The sequence below is a fragment of the Nocardia sp. NPDC052112 genome, from assembly GCF_040680135.1.
Lineage (GTDB): Bacteria > Actinomycetota > Actinomycetes > Mycobacteriales > Mycobacteriaceae > Nocardia.
In genome coordinates this window covers 259706-280346 of the sequence record NZ_JBFAWD010000002.1, presented here as the reverse complement: position 1 = coordinate 280346, position 20641 = coordinate 259706, and the positions used below count along the sequence as shown (strand labels likewise).

Sequence of the window (20641 nt, the reverse complement as noted above, 5' to 3'; positions counted from 1 at the left end):
GATGGCCTTCGGCAACCGCTCCGGAGAGGATCTAACTGCGGTGAGTTGTTCGTGCACTGCTCCTTCGATGGCACGATTGGCCGTTACGCTCGACGGAGATGCTCTGTGTTCCTTGAAGATAGGCAGGTGGGATTGCCCGCAGATCACCCGACAATTCTGGCGACCTCGATGGGTTTCAATCGGGCGCGGGATCCGTGGTTGCCGTCACCGGTATTCCGGTATGCGTTCGAACTCGCCGGAGCGCCGTCCCGTCCTCGACTGTGCTTCATCACTACCGGAACTGGCGACCGGCAAGCCAGCATCGACGCGTTCTACGCCGCGTTCTCCGAATCTGGTGTGCAGACAACGCATCTGAGCTTGTTCGACAAGCCGAACATCGCCGACATGTCTGCGCATCTACTCGGCCAGGATGTGATCTGGGTTGATCGCGGCAGTGTCGTGAATCTGCTGGCTGTGTGGCGTGCACATGGTCTGAACCGAGCGCTCCGGGAGTGCTGGGATCACGGGGTTGTCCTCGGAGGGGAATCGGCGGGGTCCTTGTGCTGGTTCACCGGGGGCACCACCGACTCGTTCGGCGACGTGCGCCCGTTCCAAGATGGTCTCGGGTTTCTTCCTTTCGCCAATGTCGTGCATTACGACACCCGGCGTGAGCAGACACATCAGCTGATCGCATCGGGCACCTTCACCGACTGCTACGCCACCGATGCTGGTGCCGGACTACACTTTTCGGGTACCGAACTGGTGGCCGCATTCAGCGATCGGAAAGACGCAGGCGCGTACAAGATTTCCCGTGCAGAAAACGGTGAGGTCACCGAACAGGTTCTCGAGGTAACGCGGCTCAAGCGGTAGCGCCAAGACGCTGAATAACCGCGCCGACATCGCCGAGCCCCTGCCACCGACGCAACACCGGAAGGGCGCGGCGTAGTTCGCTGAGGGCCGACTGTGACCCGATGCTGGCGATGTCATCGAGCGCGGCGTGTGCGATGTGCGCGGCCTCGTGTGGTTGGCCGACATTGGCGTAGGCGCGGGCCAGTTTGGCTCGGGTGATCGTGGCGGTTCGGGCTGAGGATTGCGACAACCTTGTCAGGCGTGGTTCGAGGATCGGTACGACCCGTTGTCCGCGACCGAGGTAGATGTCGCAGGTGGTGCTGAAGATGGTGAACAGGTCTTCGCTGACGACGCTGCGTTGCCCGAGGATCGCGTCGCCTTCGCGCATGGGTTTCGCGAGCAGGTGCATGGCTCGGTCCAGTGCTCGGGCGCTGGCGTCTTTGTCGCCGGTCAGGGCGTAGCCGAAGGCCATTTGTTTGGCGGCGAGTCCTTGGATGCGCGGTGAGGCACCGTTGGTGTCGAAGACGTCGCTGGCGATGTCGACGGCTCGGTGCCCGTCGCTGGCGAAGCTGATGGCGACCATCGAACGGCGCACGATGGCATAGGCCGACATCTCGGGCCAGTTCGCGGTGTATCCCCACTGACTGGCGCGGTCGATCCAGTATGTGGCGGCGGTCAGATCACCGGATTCCTCGCTGAGCCAGCTCAGTGATTCGGCGTAGCGCGCTTGCATGCGCCCGTATGCGTGGCGTTGGTGCCCGCTGCTGCGTCGGCGCAGTGCGTCGAGGACGGCGACCTTGCCGATCATTCCATCGATCAGATGCTGTGGCGGCATGGTTCGCGCGAAGGACTGGAATGCTGCGTATGCATCCTCGAAGTTCGACAGGTTGTCATCGCCGAGTGCAACCTCGCCGAGTGCTTGGTCGAATTGCGACAGCAGGTGCCCACCGCCGATACCCACGCTCAGGGACACCAGGAGGTCGCGCCGCGACAGCGGCATCGCGGCACCTCCTTCGGGCAGATCCACCACCAGGGTATCGCTGAGCGGCACTAACACTCGGGCGCCGGGCGGCGCTGGGCTGCGGGTGAGGGCGGCGACGACACCGCCGGTCTGATAGATGCGGTCGAGCGCGCTGGCCAGCCAGGGGTGGAGCTGGCGACGGCCCGACTCGACGTAGGAGATGAGCGATTCCGCGCACCCAGCCTGTCGAGCCACGGCGGCAAGGGTCAGCCGCCGAGTCGTACGCAGATCACGCAGTACTGCACCCAATTCGGCGTTGCCGGGCATCCGGCCCCCTCTTGACAGTTCTTCACAGTCCCCTGTGCGCGATCGCCTCCGACTAGTCAAGCACACCAAGCTATTTCAGGTCAGGGCTTGAATCCGACACTTCGGCACCGAGCACAGGGAGCCGGGAATTCTGCCGATCCGGACCCCTGCACCTGATGAATCGGGCCGTCGACGCCAGACGCCTAACGGCCTGAACTGGAGAGAGGAAGCGCGGCAATGTCTGATCACCGATCGGTGCACGGGATTCTCCTGCTCGGAGGACGCGGAACCCGCCTGCGCCCGGCTTACACCGGAAACAAGCACCTCATCACGGTGGGAGGGCGGGCGATGGCGGACTATGGCCTGGAGTTGTTGACCCGGTGCGGGATCGACTCCCTGACCGCAGTGGTCGGCCCCGACGATATCGACGCTTTCGAGCGTCTATTCGCGCGCACCGCACCGGATTACGACATCACCTTCATCGTGCAACCACATCCGCTGGGGACGGCTGATGCGCTCCAACGCTGTGCCGCGACCGTCGATGAGCCATATGTCGCGACCTTGTGGGGCGACAACCTGTTCGAGGTGATTCCGGAACCCACCGTGCACCGGTTCCTGGCCGACCCCGCACCATGCATGATCACGATCGCGCACTCCCCGAATCCGCAGCATTTCAGCACCGCCACCCTCACCGGCGGGCGCGTGTCCGCGATCGTGGACAAGCCGACCGAACCGACGACGAATCTGGTGTGCGCTGGGCTCATGTTGTTCGAATCGACTGCGCTGTTCGAGTCGGTGCGGTGTGTGCGCCAGAACCGCCGTGGCGAACGCGAGGCCATGGACGCGGTACGTGCCTTCCTGCGCGCCGGTGAGCTGCGCTTCGATCGGATAACCGGCCAGTGGTTCGACGCCGCCTTTTCACCCGAATCCTTAACCGAAGCAGAACAATTCGCGCTGCATCGCGGCTTCAACCATCCCTCCAACACTCGACAGGAGACCTTGGCATGGACCTGACACATCCATCCAACCCGACCCGGATTCTGCTCGACACGACCCGCCGGTGCCAGCTCACATGCTGGTACTGCCACTCTTCGTCCGGTCCTAACTATCGTGGCCCGACGCTAGAGACGGACACGATTCCCGAAGTGTTCGACGCCGCTGAACAGATGCGAACCTTCGATGTGACCATCACCGGTGGCGAGCCGACGCTGTGGCCCGGACTTATTGCAGCGCTGGAGAACTCGTACCGATTTACCTTTACGAGCTTGCAGCTGATCACCAACGCGTTGGCTCCCAGTCGCAGGATCCTGCGAGCGATCGAGTCCGCGAACCTGTCACGGATCTGTGTGAGCCTCGACGGAATCGGCGACGTGCACGAGACCAATCGCGGCCCCGGCACCTACGCTCGCACCCTGCGCGGGATCCGAGAGCTGGCGACGGCCACTGACAACATCACCGTGATCTCGGTCATCGACGCCACCAACCACCAACGCTGGCCAGAGCTGACCAGGACTCTGGCCGAACTCGGTGTGTCCCAACATCATCTGGCACCAGTGTGCTTCGCCGGGCACGCGATGACCGACTACCGCGGACTGACCGCACAACAGTTCGCCGAAGTCGCCGAGGACGCTGAATCCTTGTCGGCGCAGCTGCCCGCCGGGTTCATCCTCCGATTCAACGACACGCTCGTGCGCGCACCGCGCTCGCGGACGATGAGCCTGTATCAGATGACCGAGACCTGGAAGGGCTGGCATGTCATCGTGCGCCCCGACGGCGATGTACGCACGGCGGTCCGTGCCTGGGGACGCAGTTGGCGCGCCGACGAAACCCAAGGCAACCTCCATCGAGCACCACTTACCACGATCGCTCGTCCCCAGGGCGCAACTCCGACACCGTTCTCCCGCCCGGAAGAGCTTGCCCGCAAGTTCCACCTCAACGCCACGGACCCACTGATTCTCGCCGACATCGCCGATGTCGCCGTCCAGGATCGGCACCATGAACACACCCCAGGCTCGGTGCACAGCGCACCAAGCCCGGATATCGGAGTTGCCCCCGACCTCGGCATCGACCTCACCGAACTCCGCAACCGCATCCGGGCGAATCCCAGCACGTATCGGTTCCGTGCGGAGGCCGGTTTCGCGCTGCTGTTCAACACCCGCAGCCATGACGTGCACATCCTCGATCACACCGAAACCGCTTCGCTCGCAACCGAGTTGGCGGGAGTCCTGCGATGAAGGTCCTCGTTACCGGTGGCGCTGGCTTCCTCGGCGTTCACGTCGTCGATCAGCTGCTCCGCTGCCCGAAGGTCACATCGGTGACGGTGCTGGACTGCTGCGCACACACCGCAGCGCCACAGGCGCTATCGCCCTCGTACCGGGTCACGTTCATCCGCGCGAGCATGCTCGATGCCGACCTACTGGCCGATCTGCTCGCCGACTGCGACGCCGTGATCCATTTGGCTGCCGAAACATTCGTCGACGCCTCGATCGCCGACGACCGGCCGTTCATCGAGGCGAACATCGAAACCACCGCACAGCTGCTCCGCACCCTCCGCCACGTCGGCGGACGCCGACGCCTGATCCACGCCTCAACCGACGAGGTGTTCGGCGAAGCACTCGACGAACCATTCACCGAAACCTCGCCCTACCGGCCCCGAAACCCTTACGCCGCAACCAAAGCCGCCGCCGACCACCTCATCCGCTCATACACAGCTACCCACCAGATCGAGGCGACGATCTGTCATTTCGGCAACCTGTACGGCCGCTGGCAGTACCCGGAGAAACTGATCCCGGTCACCGTCGCCCGTCTACGGCACGGCGAACCCGCTCAGATCTACGGCAACGGGCACCAATCCCGAACCTGGCTGCACGTCACCGACGCCGCCGCCGCAACCATCGCAGCACTCGAACACGGCCGCGCCGGCGAGTCCTACCTCGTCGCGGGCGACGACGAGCGCACCAGCAGCGCGATCGTCGCCACGATCACCGAACTGATGAACATCGAACGCGCTCCACAGTTCGTTGCCGACCGGCCCGGCCACGACCTGCGCTACGTCATAGACACCAGCAAAGCACGCACCGAACTGGGCTGGTCCCCGAAGGTTCCATTCGACACCGGCCTTGCCGACACCGTGCAGTGGCTGACCGAACACGATGGATGGTGGCAGCAATGAAAGACAAGCACTTCCAGCAGATCTACGCCAACGGCGCAGTATTGAACACCAAAATCGACGTGCACACCCGATTCAGCAGCATCCCCACCGACATACCAGCCGCCATCGCCTCCGCCGTAGGCGCTCCGAGCAACGCGCACGTCCTCGATATCGGCTGCGGCACCGGGCATATGCTGCGGCACTTACGCGACCTCGGCCACCGCGGTCGCCTCGTCGGCTTCGATCTCGCCATCCCGCCCGGAATCGACACCGACGGTATCGAATTCGTGACCGGCGACGCCGAAGCACTGCCCTGGCAGGACGATTCGTACGACATCATCACCGCCGTACACATGCTCGGGCACCTCACCGACATCCCCGCCGCCCTTGCCGAAGCCACCCGCGTCCTGCGGCCCGACGGGGTATGCGTGATATCGGCCAACTCCGACACCTCCTACCCACACACAGCGAAGTACCGACGCCGCGTGCACGAGCTGTACGGCTGGGGTGAACCGGTGTACACCACCACCCGAGTCAACCTCGAGAACCTCGCCCAGGTGCTCACACCGTGGCGGAACGTCGAGATCCGTACCCTCACTGGTGAATTGCGCATCCCCTACCGCGATTATCTCGACTACTTCGCCGCCAACACCGCAGTGTGGGCCGCAAGCCCGACCGCCGACCAACTCGCCGATATCCTCGTCCGCTTACAACGTTGGGCACAGGAAGACTTGGTTGACGGGCACATCATCGAACCGAAGACCGTTGGGATCGCGGTATGCACGATCCCAATCTGATCAGCGAGGGCGCGCTACAGCGGTCCGCAGCACCGACACCGCTCCACGTAATACCAGGCCAGCGGCGACCAATGGTGCGGCCAGCAGCCAGGGAGATCGGCGGTGATAGTCGCAGTAGAACCGCAACGCCGAACGGTGGTGGTTGAACACCTTGCGGAATGGAGCGTGACGGGTGCTGCCGCCCTCACGGTGGCGGATCTCCACCGTCGGATCGACCACCACCCGATATCCGGCACGGTGCACATCGAGGGCGGCTTTGGTCTCCTCGAAGTACATGAAGTACCGCTCGTCGTATCCGCCGATCGCGTCGAATACGCTGCGGCGGAACAACATACAGCACCCGGAGATCCAATCGACGTCGCTGACAACGTCGACCGGGTTACCGAAGTATGCGCGGGTCGCAGGGTTCCCTGGCCACACCGACCCGAGCAGAGCGTGAAGGATGCCGATACCGATCGAGGGGAACCGTCGACCCGTGGGGTATGGGGTGCCGTCGAGGCGGCTGATTCGGGGGCCGACGAGCCCGATCCGGTCGTCCGTCATGGCCGTCTCCACTAGGCGCGCGATCGAGCCTGGCGTCAGCTGGGTGTCGGGGTTGGCGATCAGCAGCCACTCCGTGTCGGCTTGTTCCGCGCCCTGGTTGATGGCGCGAGTCAAGCCGACGTTCTCGGCGTTGCGGATCACCTTCGCGCCGAAGTCCTCGACGATGTCGGCGCTGCCGTCGGTGGAGGCGTTGTCTACACAGGCGATCTGTAGGGAGAGCGGCTCGACCGCACGCGGGAGTGACTTGAGGAAGGGAGGAAGATCATCACTACTGCCGTAGGTGACCAGGACGAGGCCGACCGATTTGTCGTCGCGGCGGGACATGTCGGCGAAGATATCAGGTCCACGCCGCTAGCGAAAAACATGCCGTCAACCCGGTTTTGTATCGATCAGGCAGCGACGAACTCGCCGACTAGAGGATCTGCGAAGCCGGGTAGCCAGAGGGGCAAGATCTCCTCCGGCATCCAACGTCGACGGTTGCTACCGGTAGTCGAACTCGCCGCCCGCGACGCCCTTGGTGAAGGCGTCCCATTCATCCGGCGTGTAGGTCAGCCTCACAGAATCGCCTCCGATGGCCGCCCCGCTGAGGTCGGTCCCGCCGTCACTACGGAGAACGATGGTGAGGGAATCGACCTGGCCGGACTTGGCGGCCAGGGTGAGGTCGAGAACAGTGGCCCACTGCGTAGCCGGGAGGATGATCGTCGGCTGCTCATCAGGAGCGTTGACGTACGCGGTGTTCTGCTTGCTGTCGCGGATGAGCACCCGTTCCTTATCGAATTTCACCTCGACACAGGAGGGACCGTCGTTCGAGAATGACGACTTGAAGAAGACACCGTTGTTGCTGGTGACGGGCTTGATTGCGCTCATATCTATCAGGCTATCCGATCTGCTATCTGGTCTATCAGGGTCAGCGAGTCGTCACGGCTCATCGCGGACTCCAACTGACGGTCGAACAGGATGCGTAGCTCACGCACTCTCGCAGCATCATCGATAATGCCTCGTGTAGCCACCGATTCGTGCCACACAACCGGTCCGAGCATCGGGCTAGCGAAGTGGATGATGTGGAATGGTGAACCGGACAAGATCGGCCGGTTGGCTGCGGTGAACGGGACAATCCGGATGTCGATCGTTCCTGGGTGTTCACGGACCATTGCAGTCAGGTGCCGGAGTTGCCCGCGCATAACCTCATCCGTGCCTGTCCGCTGCTCCAGCGCCGCTTGATGGATTAACGCAGTCAGGTGCAGCGGATCTTCGCCGGTCAGTCGCTGTTGACGTCGCAACCGCACCTCGACATACAGGTCCGCATCCAGGGGACGGATGCGAGCGATGTCAGAGTTCATGATGGCGCGGGCGTAGTCCCCGGTCTGGAGCAGTCCGGGAATGATGAGCCCTTCGTAGCTCTGAATGCTCTCCGCACCATGCTCGAACCCGAACAGTCGGCGATGCTCATCGTCGAACAGGCTGGTGTAATCCATCCACCAGCCGCGTTCCCGCGCGTCGGCGCGTAGATCCTCGAGAATCTTTCGATCATCAGCGTCGAGGCCGAACAGCTTCATCATCGCGTTGAAGTGTTCATCGGTGAGGGCACGACGGTCGCTCATGAGCTGGTGCCAGTGGTTGGTTGTGATCTTCAGGGCCTTGGCCGCTGTCTGAACGTCGATCTTCTGTTCGGTCTTCCACTGGTTCAGTCGAAGCAGTAGCTCTGACCGCGCGACCGTAGGTGACGTCGGCACGCCGACAGCTCCTTCCGCTATGTCTGACCAGATCCTACCGCGCATCCGAAACTGTGCGCGGATCTGTTGTCTGCACTTGTTATGACAAGTTGTCAAAGCTATCGTCAAATGAGTTCATGGTCACCAATGATGACGTGTTTACTCCATAGATGTCACACACGGAGGATCCGCCCATGTCAGTACATGTAGGCGCGCAGATGATGTTTAGCCATCTCACAGAGCACCGTGCGACGGCAGTGGGGCAAGGCGGCTGGGTCGTGGACTTCCTTCCCGGTCGCACGCTGTCGGAAGAACAGGCTCTTGCAGCAGTTCACGCCGCCGAGCAGCTGGCGGCGCTCAAGTCGTACGCCGCCCTACTGGGCTTGACCGCCCTTGAACTGATGGGGATGGCGTCGGTCCCGTGCACGTGGCCGCCCCCCGACGACCGCCGACCACGCACCTGGCAGAAACCGTGCAGGGAGTCGCGATGATGCTCAGCCGGGGCGTTGGTGCATGGAGCACCGTCAGTTCGCGGGCGTTGCCGTGGTTTGGGGGTGTCCCGGTGATGAATCAACGAGCTTTGGCACGGCCCTCGGTGGTGTTCAGCGCTGGTGCGGCGCGGGCTCGTCATGTGGCGGCGGAGGCGCGGCAGAGGTCGCGATCCCACCTCTCAGCGGTATCAGAGCCCGTTGGCCGTCATCGGGAGGGGCGGTGATGTTCGAAAGCTGTCACAGTGCGCATGAGGTAGCCCACGTCTATCGCGAGTTGGGGTTCACGGTGTCGCGTGCGTTCGAGCGCGTGTCAGTGATCGCGACTCCAGCTTTGGGTGCGGTGGCCATGTCCGCAGGGCTCGGCAAGCAGGTGCGTGAGGAACTTCTCGAGGAGACCCGGTGCGTGTCGGTGCCGATCATCAGTTACTCACGACCGAATCGCGAGTGGATCTTCCTAGTTGGCCCAGCCTGGGGCGGCAGGCTCGGCGTGCACACGCTGGCCCAGCTGGAGGAACGCGGCGTACGGATCCTGGAGTCCGGCGAACGAGTGTGGCTTCCGATGACCGACCATCCAACCGGGTGGTACTGGGTATCGCAGCCCTCGACCGCGCGTTCATTGCCGTCACGTACCAGCGTGACGTCCGCTGCCCGTCGGCTCCTCGGCCCAGCCCGGTCTTCCGTGGTGTGGCGGTGATCTATGCACGCTATTCCAGGTCCGAATACGAGCGCAGAGGTCTCGGACGGTTACGAACCCGACGCCGTAGCGCTGTTCCTCTCGGGTGAGGCGCTGTTGTCGGCGTTCCGGGGGCATCACGTAGGAATCCATCCATTGGCGACGCTGGGGCACGAGTTCGGTGTCATGTTCCAGCGGCGACTGGGCATGCGCGTGGGCGTACGGCAATGAGACCTCCACAGTGCGTCCGGCACATCCGTTACGAATCCGGTGCGTTCATCGTGGATTTCCGGGGCAGCGTCGAGCAGATCGGTTGTGTCGCTGTCGAACTCGCCGCCACCGTCGCCGTCGATCGCTCCGATAGCGAAGCCAGGTCACCGCCGAGGCAACGGCTGATGGATATCTCTGCGCGGCTCACTCATCCACATCCACACCCGCACAACCTCGTATCTGGAAGCACCGACATGACACTGACAGCACATCAGCAGGGCCGATCGGCCACCGTCCACAACCAACCGCAGACCCCGCCGAAGGCGATCGGGTTCGAAACGTCCTCGATGGACTCGCCGCGCCGCCGGGTCGCGATCCAACGTCACGCCGAAAAGCGCGGCTACCACTACGTGTACACGGTGCGCCCGCCCGAAGGGCACGCCGACCCGGTCGGCTATGCGCTGAACATCGCCATCGGTATTCATGCGGCGGCGATCATCGTGTACGACCTGGAAGTTGTCGCCCACAGTCCGGCGCGGGTGTGCGAGCGATTCGACCTCGAGACCGTCTGTCCCGAGCAGACATGGTCGCGTGTGAGTGCGCCTGTGGTCGATCAGGTTGCGCACGGGCTCCCCGAACACGAGATAGATCCAGACGAGGCGCACCGGATCTTCCAACAGCACATGGGATGTCGCGCATCGGAGTGCCCACGGAAGCAGAGTGCGGTGCGCCGCCTCGTGGAGGCGGGAAAGCTCCAGCCGCAGACCGTGACTCCGCTGGAGCGGGCCGTCGCACGTGGCATCCCGGTCGAGCCGGTCGTGGATGTTGCGGCGGTGGGTGAGCAAGCGCGGGCGATGCTCGACGCCCTGGACGAACTCGTGGACACCATGCGCGGGCGAGCGCACCAGTAGCCAAGGGGCAGCCGTGACCGACGACGACATTCCGTACCAGCACGTCACCGAATGCGATGGGCTGGAAGCGAGTTGGACACTCGACAAGCACAACATCGAGATCCACGGCATCTATGACACTGCCGGAGACTTGCCGGTGGCCTCGATCGACGGGCCTTACCCGGATCTGGTGGAGGCACGAGAACGCTGGCCGAAGCTGACCGACCTGTGGAACGCGGTTCGCCACGACTTCTGGTCGCAGATGACCCTCCACGCCTACGGCCGGTCCACCAGGGGCCGAGGGTGACCGGCAACCGGGCAGCATCAGGTCCGATCCAGCCACAGCACACGAGCGGCGGATGGCGGCTCGAAGGCAACGAACACCGCTGGTGGCTGTCCAAACACCGCGCCGATGTCGTCGCGAAGGTCCGAGCCACGACCGCGCGCACGTGCAGCTGGGGGATCTACACACATGAGGGCCGGATGATCCGGGAGGCGTCGGCTGGAAACGATGTCGAGGAAGCCAAGGCGAAGGCCGATGCCTGGCTGCGCGGAGGGGAACAATGACGAATCACCATCTATCGCAACGCATTCCGGGCATGTTGAATGGCGGCGATGAGCGCCCGGTCGATCTGCAACCGGCTGATCTGATACGGCGGGTCATCGAGGGCCTCAAGAATTTGAGTACCGGTGCCGTCGGTGTGGTCCGCCTGGACCTCGATGACGCGTGGACCGAGGAGATGCTCCGCGGTGCCGCCGACAAATACGGTGTCACGCTCGTCGAGGTCATCGGGTACACGATCGGCGGGTCGATGTCCTGGTCCGACATTCTCGATGCGGTGGCCCAAGCCGGTGCCGCTGCGGTTGTGACGCCAGCTCTGCCGCACGTGGACCGACACATCACCCGGGTCTGCTCGCTGATCACCGCTGCCGATCACCACATCTGGCCTCGCGGATACCGCTGGCCCGACGATATCGCCGATCACTGTCGCGATCGGCGATGAGCGCGGCCCACAACTTTCGACCATCACTCATTCGACAAACATTGGGAAGAGAGCTTCATTGTCCGAATTGGGAAAGCTGGGCCTGACTGTGCCGCGACTGGCTGTCCTGCGCGCGCTCACCCGGACCGCGCGGCCCGCTAGTGAGTTGGCTACCGCTTCCGACCGTCAGCATGGGCAGGTCCTGCGGATACTCGACTGGCTCACTGGCCACGGCTTCGCGCAGGAGCAGACCGGGTGGGCGCTGACTGCCATCGGCCTGCATACGATCGAGACCGGCGCGCATGAGCGGCTGACCCGGTCGCAGCGCACCCTGTTAGAGGATCTGCGCCACGTCGAGGGCGCGCGGGCATTGACCGACCTCGCCCCCGGCCGCGCCAACACCGCGCTCACGATCACGAGTCAGTGGCTGCACAAACACCGCTATATCCACACGGTCCCCGTGTGGCGGGTCACCCTCGAAGGCTCGGCTACTGCCGCAGCAGATCGCCGCGACACCGGGAATGGTGAGGACCAGTGACCGATTCGCAGACTCCTTCGGAAACCGATTCTGTTGCAGGGCTCGCGGATTCGCCCAGGTCGAATTCTGTGTTGCCGACTGTTGATGATCTGATCGAGGCGATGTCCGGTCGGGATACCGATGATCCGATCTCGGCCGCCATGACTGCGATGTTTGCCTTGCACAAGCAGCGGTGGCTGTCGCTGTCGATGCTTGTCGATCCCAATTCCCGCGATATCGATGCGATGCTGCTCGCTGCCGACCAGCTCAGGGCCGCGCTGTCGGAGACTGCGCGATGGGTCCGCGCGATCGACCAGCACATCACGGTCTCGACGCGGCTGGCTCCGCCACCGGATGCCCCGGTGGCCGACGACACCGTCGGAGGGTTCGCCGCCGCGATCACCTATGCGGCGCTGAGCGCGGGGGCCGAGCGTGAGACCGGCGTGGACCACGGGAGCGCGGCTCGGCTCAGCGGGCTCTGCCGCGCCTACGACGGTTTCCGTGATGCGTTGCTGTCCGGCGCATCACGCTTGCCGCAGCATCCGAGATCATCCGATGCGGGCAATGCGCGGTCGCGCACTGGTGATTCCGCGCCGCCTGTTCGGCCTGCGCTGGTGGGTGAGAGTGTCTGTGTGGCCTGCAAGAAACCAACTGATACCGGCATCGCTGTGGTCGGCACGGGTGAGTGGCCGGTGGCGATCTTGATGCGGTTGGGCTGGAGCTTCGAAGAGGCGATGGTCCTGATCAGCGACATCACCGGATGCATGGAATCGCTGTCGGAGACCGCCCGGTTCGCCACGGTGCCCAAGGACGAGGTCACGCTACTTATCGGTCTGTGCACCGAGTGCGCTCAGCGACACGGCGATTTTCATGTCGAGGCGATAGGCAGCGGGAAAGTCCCGCTCTACAAGCAGACCGACTACTACCAGCCCACGCAGGACGACCCGCGTTCCGTCGGTGGCGAGACCGAAAACCACAGCCCCACAGCCTGATCGGAAGGAATTCTTGTGCCCATCACCGTCGGAGCGGCCCAGCTTATCCAGACCCGCACTCAGCTCACCGATATGCCCACGGGCACCATCGTGCGCACCGGCACGGGCTATCTGTGCGTGGTGGATCACGGCCCCGCCGGGCAATGGACCGGCGGCTGGACCCACATCTATCCGCTCGAGCCCCAAACCGGTTTGTTGTTCTACCCAGCCAACTTCGATCTGTCCTTACCCCTGGCCGCGTGGGTTCCCGCGAGCGAGCATCGACTACCGCTGATCTGAATACGACGAACCGGCCCCAACCCGAGAAGGGTTGGGGCCGTCGCGTTTTCGATGCCTGCCGGTGCCGAGGGCTTGTTCGGCGGGGCATCTCCTGGCGCCGGTCACGCCCCGTCGCTGCGAGGTCCGCGGTATCTTCCCGCGAGCCCTCGCCTTTCGACCGCGATCAGCGAATCGTCGGGATCTGTCCGGGTGTGTGCGACGAGTCGCCGAAGATTGCGTAGTTGTCTGCTAGCAAACCAGCCTTATCCAGTTTCAGCGGCACTCGTCCAGGACGATCGATTATTGCTGTCAACTGTGTGATTGCTGACACTGCTCGAGATGCCGCCCTGGCTCGGCTTCGCGTGCGCCGCTGATGGTTTCGTGTCGTCGTGGGTGCGGCGAGTGTTTCATGGTGGGTGATCGTCACGCGGTGCGACACCACGGTGTTGGCGTGTCTGACCGGTGTGTCGAAGATTGTTTTCAGATGTCGGTGGGTCCGGAGTAGGGGTGGCGGATGGCGGTGACGAGTAGGACGTGTTGGTTTTGGGTCAGGTCGGCGATGCTGATGCGGTAGGACGCCAGGTCGTGGGTGTTGGGGTCGCGCCGGTGCAGCAGGTCGTTGACGTGGCGGCCGTAGGCGACCTGGGTGCTGGAATTCCAGAGGCGCTGGAAGTCTCGGTTGGGGCGAAGTCGGCGCATCAGGTCGCGGGCTTGTTCGGAGTCGCGGTAGGCGCCCAATACCGCCCTGACGACCGCGACGGTGCGGTTGGCTTCATAGCGCCAGTCGGTCAGGATTTCGCGGGCGTGCCGGGTGAACACCCATGCCCGCACGTTCCCGTTTTCACCGATACCCGCCAGGCATGATCGGTATCCGTCGGTCGAGGCCAGGATGTTCCACAGCGGGTCGACATACGCTGCGAAAACATCACGTCGCTCGAGCGCGCCCAGGTAGGTCATGAGGCCGACGTCGTCGTGCACATACCGGCGAAGGCTATCGGTGGTGCGCAGGTGCTCGGCGGGGGCGCGTAGCTCGCGCAGGTTTCGTGTGCGCGGGGGATCGAGTTCGTAACCGTTGATGAGTTTTTCGAGGGTTTCGGGTTTCGGTGTGGTGCGGTCGGCCTCGATGTCGGACAGGTAGCTGGTACTGATCCCGTGACGTTGCTTGGCAACCTCGCGTGAGAGCCCCAACTCGGTGCGGATCTGGAAGCAGGTGCTGCCCAGGGTCGGGATGTGCGGCAGTGGACCACGTCGTGTGCGGTCGTGTGCACGGTGTGCAGGATTCTGGCTCACGTGCAGAGCCCCCCATCTTTCTAGAGTCTTCCGGTAGAGATCTAGCAAAGGTTATGGTGATTGGTTGCCCCCGAGATGATCTCTTGTTCCTACCAGACGGTCTCTGACACGACAAGGTCTTTGCGTCGCGAGATCGCAATGAGGTAGCTCACCGTCAAGCCATCCATGGTCGTGCCCCGGCCGCGAATCAGTGTGCCGTGCAGAAGATTCAGCGAAAAAGTTTTATTGACGTTCCCACCGTCAATTCACCGGCAAACGTGCTGGACAAGCCCAGAATAGCAATTTGACGATCTGATCCTCACCTAAAAATAGGTGAGCGTAAACCCTGGCATTCCAAGCGGTTTCAGGGTTTGGATAGAGAAGTAAGTTCAAACCGATTGAAAGGAAACCGACGTGGATCCCCTCCAGATGTTGAACGACGGGCTGATCGTGGCATCCAACGCCTTGAACGTGGTGTGGCAGGTGCTGTCGCTCATCTTCCTGTTCGTCTGACGTGAACACCTGAGAAGCGGCCTCCCAGAAGCAATTTCGCCTCTGGGAGGGCCGCCGAAAATGCGCTCGCCCCCGCGTATTCACCATTCTTTCTCATTTATCGCCCTGACTGATGAAGGGTTTATTCGGCATGTCTAAATTACGGAAATCCCCGCGCTCACCTCTGGTGCAGCGCTGTGTGGTCGGCGATGTGCGCCGAAACCGTGTGCACACCAGTCTGTCTCGTGGCGGCAGGTCGGTTGTCGCTGGTGCGGTGCCTATCGTGCTCTTGCTGTCGGCGGCGACCGCGAGCGCGATGAGTGCGCCTGCGGTTATCACTGATCAGCCCGGTGTCACCAGCCCCGTGCAACCCGGTACCTCCACCCCAGCTCCGTCGCCCGAACCCGCACTGCCCCCGCCGGTGTACTACTCCCAGCCCCCCGAGATCCGCAACCAGTCCGGGACCCGCCCAGCACCGGCGGCGGACGAACCCGTGGAGCCGATCGCGATCGCGGACCTGCATTTGCCTGAACCAGTGGCACCGGTAGCGCCGATCGAGGCGCCGGAGAACACGATTCGAGTCGGGCAATGGGAAGCACCGCGCCCGGACTGGCTCCCCCCGGAATGCGCCGACGCCATCAACGACGCTGCCGCAGGCGCTGAAGCACAGGTCGCGACCGCCCTGGATTCGGTCGGTATCCCCGCCGGACGCTCCGACCGGGTCAGCGGAGCCACCCTGGGTGGGGCCGCCCTCGGCGGTGCCGGTGGCGCTGTCGTTGCCGGAGCACCGGCCGCAGCTCTGGGCGCGGTTGTCGGTGGTCTCGTCGGCGGGACCGTCGGCGGAATCGCCGGTGCTCTGGTCGGCACGGTGATACCGGTACCGGTCATCGGAACGGTGACCTCCGGTGTGGCCGGTACCGCGTTGGGGGCGGCGGTGGGCGCGGCAGTCGGTGCGATCGTGGCCGGGGTGCCCGCCGCCGTAGTCGGCGCGGTGGCCGCTGGCACAGTGGGTGCGGGGTTCGGTGCCGGTGTGGGGGTTGGGCAGCCATGATCGGCGCGACTAAAAGCCATGCGCGCATCGTCGCGGCCGTCGCGATGGCGACCGCACTCGGCGCAGCTGGCGCGATGAACGCGAGGATCCCGAGCGCGGCAGCAGTGCCCATCAAGGGGTGCCCGGCACTGTATGTGCTCGCAGTGCAGGGCACCGGGCAGTCCTCACCTGGGGCGGACCCACTGGCCGACACCGGCATGCTCGGAGCACTAATCGGCCCGGTGGTGGCCGCTGTCCCGGATCTGGTGCAGCGCAGCTACATCGCCTATCCCGCCGGGTTCGGAGGCGCGATCGGTACCGGCGGCGGCCCCGACCCCTACACGGACTCCGTCCGCGACGGCGTCGCCGCACTCGACGCTGCCGCCGACCAGATCGCTACCGCATGCCCGAACACCGCACTGGCCGGAGTCGGGTACTCCCAAGGCGCGCAAGTGGTCTCGGAATTCGCGCGAGCTGTCGGCGCGGGCGAGGGACCGGTCGGACCCGAGCGGGTCGCGGGCATCGCGCTCTACTCCGATCCCGACCGCGCCCCGGGATCGGTGGTGTTCCCCGGCCGCCCTGGCCAGCTCACCCCGGACCCGGCTCCGGGTACGTCGGGGGTGGCGGTGTCGGGGGTGGCGATCACCACCGCGCCCACTTCCGGGCGCGGGATCGCCGCCGAGGGTGTCGGCTATGGCGCGTTGACCGGGCGGGTGGCGCAGATCTGTGTCGAGGGTGACTTGAGTTGCGCGGCACCCGATCACGCCGCATTGTTGCGGATGGCCGCCGAGATCGCTGCCCAAGCCGACCTGCGTGATCCCCTAGCAGCGCTCGGCTCCATCCAGGCCCTGCTGTCAGGCGTGCTCGGTGACGCCTGGACCACCGTGGTCAACCGCGACTTCCGCATCGGTCCCAGCGTCGTCGACTACGTGCCCGAAGCCAGTCTCGCCGAGCGGCTCACCACCGCCGCCGACCCCCGCACCCCACCTCCGGGGCCGGAGGAGACGGCCGCAGCGACAGCCCGATGGGGTCAAATCACCGGGATCGTGGCAGGAGACCCGATCGGGCAGTTACCGAAACTGGCCGGGCAACTCTCGGGCGCGTGGGGGCAGTTGGTCGCCGACAACGCCGATCTGATGAATCCGGCTGTGTGGCTTCGATACTCCGACGTGATCGGCCGCCACACCGGTTACGCTGCCGCCGGACAACTCGCCAGCGGGGTCACGTGGATGATCGCACTCGCCCACGACCTCGCCGGGAGGCAGCCGTGAACAGCGCCTTCTACGACGCCCCGGCCCTCGACCGTGACAGCCGCCCCGGCGATCTGGTGCGGACACGGCCGGTGTTCGTGCCGCAACTGACCGGGGCGGCCGGAGCCTGGCAGATCATCTACATCTCCACCAATTCCCGCGCCGAACGCATCCCTGCCTCGGGGATCGTGCTGATTCCGGAGGCGGTCGCGGAGCCCGGTGCTACCGCGATCCTGGTGTACTGCCCGGAGTTCCGCGGACTCGGCGGGGTATGCGCGCCCTCGCAACTGCTCGCGATCGGCGCAGAACCCGACACCACCGGGATCGAGGCGGCCTTGCGGCGGGGATGGGTGGTGGCGATACCCGACGGTGAAGGACTCGGCGTCACCGGCCACGGACCGTATACCTTCCTGGCTGCCCGTGCCGGGGGCCGGGTCGTGCTCGATCTCGCGCGTGCGGTCTATCGCGGTGCGAATCTCGGTGCTCCGGTCGCGCCGGTGCTGGCCTGGGGATACGCCGACGGTGGACGCGCGGTCACTGCCGCTGGGGAACTGCACCCCTGGTATGCCCCCGAGGTGGATCTGCGCGGCATCGCCGCCGGAGCCGTGGTCTCTGACCTCGCGGCACTGGCACCCGTGTTCAGTAAAGGCGCGGGCGCGGCGGTGGGGCTGGCCGCGCTGATCGGACTGTCGCGAGCCTACGAGCACATCCCGCTGCGGCACGTGCTGACCGAGGACGCGATAGCCGCCGTAGCCGAGGCGCAACACCTCACCAGAACCGAACTGCTGCAACAGTTCCCGCAACCGCTGGCGCACTGGTGCCGACGCACCGACCCGTGGAACGATCAGTGGTGGCGGCGGGTGCTGGCGTTGGAAACCCTCGCCCACACCAAGCCGGTGGTGCCGCTGCATCTGTATCACGGCAGTGCCGATGCGATCGTCCCGGTGCAGGCCGGGCGCCGCACACTCATCGCCTACCGGCAACGCGGAGCCGAGGTCTCCTGGCGCGAGTACGACGCCGGCCACATCGACACCGCGAGCGCCGCCACCAGTGATGTCCTCGCGAGGCTGGGCGAGGACATCACTCGCCGGCCGCCGGACACGGGCCGTGTTCCGCCGGACTCCGAGCACGCGGCCCGCTCCTAGACCCCTGCGGGGAACCCTGCCCGCACCCCGGCCCCCCTCCACGGGGTGCGGGCAGGCCCCGGGCGAAACACACACAGTCCCCCGAAACGCGCGGTCCCGGACGCACTGCGGATGTCTGAGCCGTTCGCGGGGCGGAGGTCGCGCTTCTGTACCAGTTCGAGATGCCCTGTCCTGCCCTGGTGCCCCCTCCACCGGGCAGGACAGGTGCCACACAACAATCCAACCCTCTTGTGTCACACAAGGATCCAACGAATTACGGAGGCATCGTGACCGATTTCTACAGCGCACCGATCCTGGGGCAGGGTCGTGTCCCTGGTGATCTGATGCGGCTGCGCCCGGCGTTGGTCCCCCCGTTGCCGGGCGCGGCGGTGGCCGCCCACGTCACCGTGGGGCCGACGTTGTCGCGCGGTCACCGCGATAAAGGCAGGTGCAAGGTATGAGAAGCTACCGCGTCTTGGTGATTGTGCTCATCGTGGTCATCGCCATCGTGATCGCAGCGTTCGTGATCACTGTTTGCCACGACGACGGCGACCGAGACGCCACCCCGCCGGATCTGCGCGGGATCGCTGCCGGGGCCGTGGTCACCGACCCGGGCCAGCTCTTGCGGCTCGCCGATACCAGCCGGGCGCGGCCATGACCTCGCCGGGCTCCCCGCTGATTCGGTTGTCGTCGGTCGATGCTCGTGATCTGACCGACCGGATCCGGGTCGGTGTCGAGGCGGTGTGGGAGCTGGTCAAACAGGCGTATGTGTCGCGGGCGTGGTCGGTGCTCGGCTACGACTCGTGGGACGACTACTGCACCCGTGAATTCGGGAACAGCCGGTTGCAGTTGCCGCGCGAGGAACGCTCCGAGGTCGTCGCCTCCATGCGCGAAATCGGCATGAGCACACGCGCTATCGCCGCCGCGACCGGCGTCAGTGACATCACGGTTCGGCGTGAGCTGGCAGGTGCGACAAATGTCGCACCTGAGCCGGTCATCGGAGTCGACGGCAAGACGTATCAGCCGAAACCGCCTGCGCAGGAGCCACAACCGCGCTCGCCTCGTCGGCGTCCGATCACGGATGCGTTCTTTGATGCCACCTACACCTTGACCAAGGACACGGCGCGGATCGCGCGCCTGGCTGCTGATGACCGGTTCGGAAAGAACTCGGACCAGATCGCTGGCTCGCACTTGAGTGATCTGGTCCGCGCACGCGACGCGGTGCAACGCGTCATCGATCTCCTGACCCCCGAAGGATAGCCATGGAACCAGTCCATCCACCCGTCGAGACACCCCCCGACCCCGAGTCGACGCTGCGCCCGGAGGTGGTTGCTGTGGATGCGGCGCTCGCGACGCGGTGGCTGCGGCGCAACACCAACAACCGCAAGGTCCGCGAGAAGAAGGTGGCGCAGTATCACGCCGAAATGATCGAGGGCCGTTGGAAATTCAACGGTGAGGCCATCAAGTTCGACAGTATGGGGAACCTGCTCGACGGGCAGCACCGGCTCGAAGCGCTCGCCCGTACCGCCGGGACCGGACTGGCGTTCCCGATGCTCGTGGTCGTCGGTCTGGGCTCGGATACGCAAGTCACGATGGACCAGGGTGTGAAACGCACCCCCGCCGATCAGCTGGAGCTGCGCGGCATCGGTTCGGCCACCACAGCACAGCTGATCGCGGGCACTATCAGGGTGCTCGAGCGGTGGCTCGACGGCAACGTGTTCGGTGATCAAACCCGGGTGTCGGCGTTGTCGGCGCCGCGGGTTGTCGAGTGGGCCGAGCGCAACCCGCGCCACGTCGAGATCATCACTGTGTATGCGAGTCGGGGGATCACGCGGATCAAGGCACGTCCGTCGGTGACGTCGGCGGTCGCGGTACGGCTGCACCACATCGACCCGGATGACTGCGCGGAGTTCTTCGACCGTGTGCTCAGCGGAGCGGGCCTGGCGCTCGATTCACCGATCCTCGCGCTACGCGAGCGGCTGGACAGGATCGCAACCAACAAGATCAAGACTTCCGATCGGGAGTTCCTGGCGCTGTTCGTCCTCACCTGGAACGCCTTCCGTCGCGGGCGTCCGCTGACCAAGTTGCAGCTGCCCAAGGGCGGTCTGACTCGCGCCAACTTCCCGGAGCCGATATGAGCAACCGAACGAACCCGACTGCTCTC

General features: G+C 64.7%; 26 protein-coding genes. 21 read left to right on the top strand and 5 right to left on the bottom strand.

Translation table 11 applies throughout. From position 1 onward, the window contains the following. Positions 1 to 126 precede the first annotated feature (126 nt). Entirely contained in the window at positions 127 to 849 is a 723-nt protein-coding gene (locus tag AB0L58_RS04630; RefSeq protein ID WP_364381029.1) for a peptidase E, read from the top strand. Here AB0L58_RS04630 and AB0L58_RS04625 read toward each other — a convergent pair. Further along, on the bottom strand, positions 839 to 2116 hold the full coding sequence (locus AB0L58_RS04625; protein ID WP_364381026.1) for a helix-turn-helix transcriptional regulator: 1278 nt from the start codon (positions 2114 to 2116) through the stop codon (positions 839 to 841). The genes AB0L58_RS04630 and AB0L58_RS04625 overlap by 11 nt on opposite strands. 216 nt (positions 2117 to 2332) lie before the next feature. On the opposite strand from AB0L58_RS04625, the gene AB0L58_RS04620 reads away from it, so the two are divergent. From AB0L58_RS04620 to AB0L58_RS04605, 4 genes are read left to right on the top strand one after another with little or no spacing between them, the layout of a single operon-like run. After that, complete coding sequence (locus AB0L58_RS04620; protein ID WP_364381023.1) at positions 2333 to 3109, top strand: sugar phosphate nucleotidyltransferase; 777 nt, start codon at positions 2333 to 2335, stop codon at positions 3107 to 3109. Continuing rightward, the gene (locus AB0L58_RS04615) at positions 3100 to 4329 is read left to right on the top strand and encodes a radical SAM protein (protein WP_364381020.1); all 1230 of its coding nucleotides are present in this window, start codon (positions 3100 to 3102) and stop codon (positions 4327 to 4329) included. The genes AB0L58_RS04620 and AB0L58_RS04615 overlap by 10 nt, the downstream gene beginning before the upstream one ends. Beyond that, a complete protein-coding gene (locus AB0L58_RS04610; RefSeq protein ID WP_364381017.1) occupies positions 4326 to 5267 on the top strand; it encodes a GDP-mannose 4,6-dehydratase in 942 nt (313 codons plus the stop codon). The genes AB0L58_RS04615 and AB0L58_RS04610 overlap by 4 nt, the downstream gene beginning before the upstream one ends. Next, positions 5264 to 6043: a class I SAM-dependent methyltransferase gene (locus tag AB0L58_RS04605; protein ID WP_364381014.1), complete on the top strand. Its 780-nt coding sequence runs from the start codon at positions 5264 to 5266 to the stop codon at positions 6041 to 6043. The genes AB0L58_RS04610 and AB0L58_RS04605 overlap by 4 nt, the downstream gene beginning before the upstream one ends. On the opposite strand, the gene AB0L58_RS04600 is transcribed toward AB0L58_RS04605, so the two are convergent. The 3 genes from AB0L58_RS04600 to AB0L58_RS04590 all read right to left on the bottom strand — a co-directional run bounded on the left by AB0L58_RS04600 (position 6044) and on the right by AB0L58_RS04590 (position 8319). Continuing rightward, on the bottom strand, positions 6044 to 6910 hold the full coding sequence (locus AB0L58_RS04600; protein ID WP_364381011.1) for a glycosyltransferase family 2 protein: 867 nt from the start codon (positions 6908 to 6910) through the stop codon (positions 6044 to 6046). It lies immediately after the preceding gene. Positions 6911 to 7066: 156 nt separating this feature from the next. After that, positions 7067 to 7453, bottom strand: coding sequence for a DUF397 domain-containing protein (locus AB0L58_RS04595; protein WP_364381009.1), 387 nt, complete (start codon positions 7451 to 7453; stop codon positions 7067 to 7069). A gap of 5 nt (positions 7454 to 7458) precedes the next feature. After that, positions 7459 to 8319 carry a DUF5753 domain-containing protein gene (locus AB0L58_RS04590; RefSeq protein WP_364381006.1) on the bottom strand — a complete coding sequence of 287 codons (861 nt, stop codon included), beginning with the start codon at positions 8317 to 8319 and terminating at the stop codon, positions 7459 to 7461. 693 nt (positions 8320 to 9012) lie between these two features. Between AB0L58_RS04590 and AB0L58_RS04585 the strand changes: the two genes are divergently transcribed. The 9 genes from AB0L58_RS04585 to AB0L58_RS04545 all read left to right on the top strand — a co-directional run bounded on the left by AB0L58_RS04585 (position 9013) and on the right by AB0L58_RS04545 (position 13333). Further along, complete coding sequence (locus AB0L58_RS04585) at positions 9013 to 9483, top strand: hypothetical protein (RefSeq protein WP_364381003.1); 471 nt, start codon at positions 9013 to 9015, stop codon at positions 9481 to 9483. A 3-nt stretch (positions 9484 to 9486) separates the two neighbouring features. Then, positions 9487 to 9693, top strand: a complete 207-nt coding sequence (locus AB0L58_RS04580; protein ID WP_364381000.1) for a hypothetical protein — start codon at positions 9487 to 9489, stop codon at positions 9691 to 9693. After that, on the top strand, positions 9690 to 10583 hold the full coding sequence (locus AB0L58_RS04575; protein ID WP_364380997.1) for a hypothetical protein: 894 nt from the start codon (positions 9690 to 9692) through the stop codon (positions 10581 to 10583). Before AB0L58_RS04580 ends, AB0L58_RS04575 begins: the two co-directional genes overlap by 4 nt. A gap of 13 nt (positions 10584 to 10596) precedes the next feature. Then, the gene (locus tag AB0L58_RS04570) at positions 10597 to 10869 is read left to right on the top strand and encodes a hypothetical protein (protein WP_364380994.1); all 273 of its coding nucleotides are present in this window, start codon (positions 10597 to 10599) and stop codon (positions 10867 to 10869) included. Then, entirely contained in the window at positions 10866 to 11129 is a 264-nt protein-coding gene (locus AB0L58_RS04565; protein ID WP_364380991.1) for a hypothetical protein, read from the top strand. Before AB0L58_RS04570 ends, AB0L58_RS04565 begins: the two co-directional genes overlap by 4 nt. Further along, entirely contained in the window at positions 11126 to 11566 is a 441-nt protein-coding gene (locus AB0L58_RS04560) for a hypothetical protein (protein WP_364380988.1), read from the top strand. The genes AB0L58_RS04565 and AB0L58_RS04560 overlap by 4 nt, the downstream gene beginning before the upstream one ends. 58 nt (positions 11567 to 11624) lie before the next feature. Then, the gene (locus tag AB0L58_RS04555; protein ID WP_364380985.1) at positions 11625 to 12083 is read left to right on the top strand and encodes a hypothetical protein; all 459 of its coding nucleotides are present in this window, start codon (positions 11625 to 11627) and stop codon (positions 12081 to 12083) included. A 71-nt stretch (positions 12084 to 12154) separates the two neighbouring features. Further along, the gene (locus tag AB0L58_RS04550) at positions 12155 to 13054 is read left to right on the top strand and encodes a hypothetical protein (RefSeq protein ID WP_364380982.1); all 900 of its coding nucleotides are present in this window, start codon (positions 12155 to 12157) and stop codon (positions 13052 to 13054) included. Positions 13055 to 13069: 15 nt separating this feature from the next. Next, on the top strand, positions 13070 to 13333 hold the full coding sequence (locus tag AB0L58_RS04545; RefSeq protein WP_364380979.1) for a hypothetical protein: 264 nt from the start codon (positions 13070 to 13072) through the stop codon (positions 13331 to 13333). Between the two features lie 459 nt (positions 13334 to 13792). Here AB0L58_RS04545 and AB0L58_RS04540 read toward each other — a convergent pair whose 3' ends face one another. Continuing rightward, the gene (locus AB0L58_RS04540; RefSeq protein WP_364380976.1) at positions 13793 to 14602 is read right to left on the bottom strand and encodes a helix-turn-helix domain-containing protein; all 810 of its coding nucleotides are present in this window, start codon (positions 14600 to 14602) and stop codon (positions 13793 to 13795) included. Positions 14603 to 15356: 754 nt separating this feature from the next. On the opposite strand from AB0L58_RS04540, the gene AB0L58_RS04535 reads away from it, so the two are divergent. The 7 genes from AB0L58_RS04535 to AB0L58_RS04505 all read left to right on the top strand — a co-directional run bounded on the left by AB0L58_RS04535 (position 15357) and on the right by AB0L58_RS04505 (position 20615). Further along, the gene (locus AB0L58_RS04535) at positions 15357 to 16124 is read left to right on the top strand and encodes a hypothetical protein (RefSeq protein ID WP_364380973.1); all 768 of its coding nucleotides are present in this window, start codon (positions 15357 to 15359) and stop codon (positions 16122 to 16124) included. Beyond that, positions 16121 to 17374, top strand: a complete 1254-nt coding sequence (locus tag AB0L58_RS04530) for a cutinase family protein (RefSeq protein WP_364380970.1) — start codon at positions 16121 to 16123, stop codon at positions 17372 to 17374. The genes AB0L58_RS04535 and AB0L58_RS04530 overlap by 4 nt, the downstream gene beginning before the upstream one ends. Then, positions 17371 to 18498 (top strand): lipase family protein, encoded by a 1128-nt coding sequence (locus tag AB0L58_RS04525; RefSeq protein WP_364380967.1) that lies wholly within the window; start codon positions 17371 to 17373, stop codon positions 18496 to 18498. Before AB0L58_RS04530 ends, AB0L58_RS04525 begins: the two co-directional genes overlap by 4 nt. A 266-nt stretch (positions 18499 to 18764) precedes the next feature. Further along, positions 18765 to 18938 (top strand): hypothetical protein, encoded by a 174-nt coding sequence (locus tag AB0L58_RS04520; RefSeq protein WP_364380963.1) that lies wholly within the window; start codon positions 18765 to 18767, stop codon positions 18936 to 18938. Continuing rightward, positions 18935 to 19135: a hypothetical protein gene (locus AB0L58_RS04515; RefSeq protein WP_364380960.1), complete on the top strand. Its 201-nt coding sequence runs from the start codon at positions 18935 to 18937 to the stop codon at positions 19133 to 19135. Before AB0L58_RS04520 ends, AB0L58_RS04515 begins: the two co-directional genes overlap by 4 nt. Next, positions 19132 to 19737 carry a hypothetical protein gene (locus AB0L58_RS04510; RefSeq protein ID WP_364380957.1) on the top strand — a complete coding sequence of 202 codons (606 nt, stop codon included), beginning with the start codon at positions 19132 to 19134 and terminating at the stop codon, positions 19735 to 19737. The genes AB0L58_RS04515 and AB0L58_RS04510 overlap by 4 nt, the downstream gene beginning before the upstream one ends. Positions 19738 to 19739: 2 nt before the next feature. Beyond that, positions 19740 to 20615 carry a hypothetical protein gene (locus tag AB0L58_RS04505; RefSeq protein WP_364380954.1) on the top strand — a complete coding sequence of 292 codons (876 nt, stop codon included), beginning with the start codon at positions 19740 to 19742 and terminating at the stop codon, positions 20613 to 20615. The last annotated feature ends 26 nt before the right edge of the window (positions 20616 to 20641 follow it).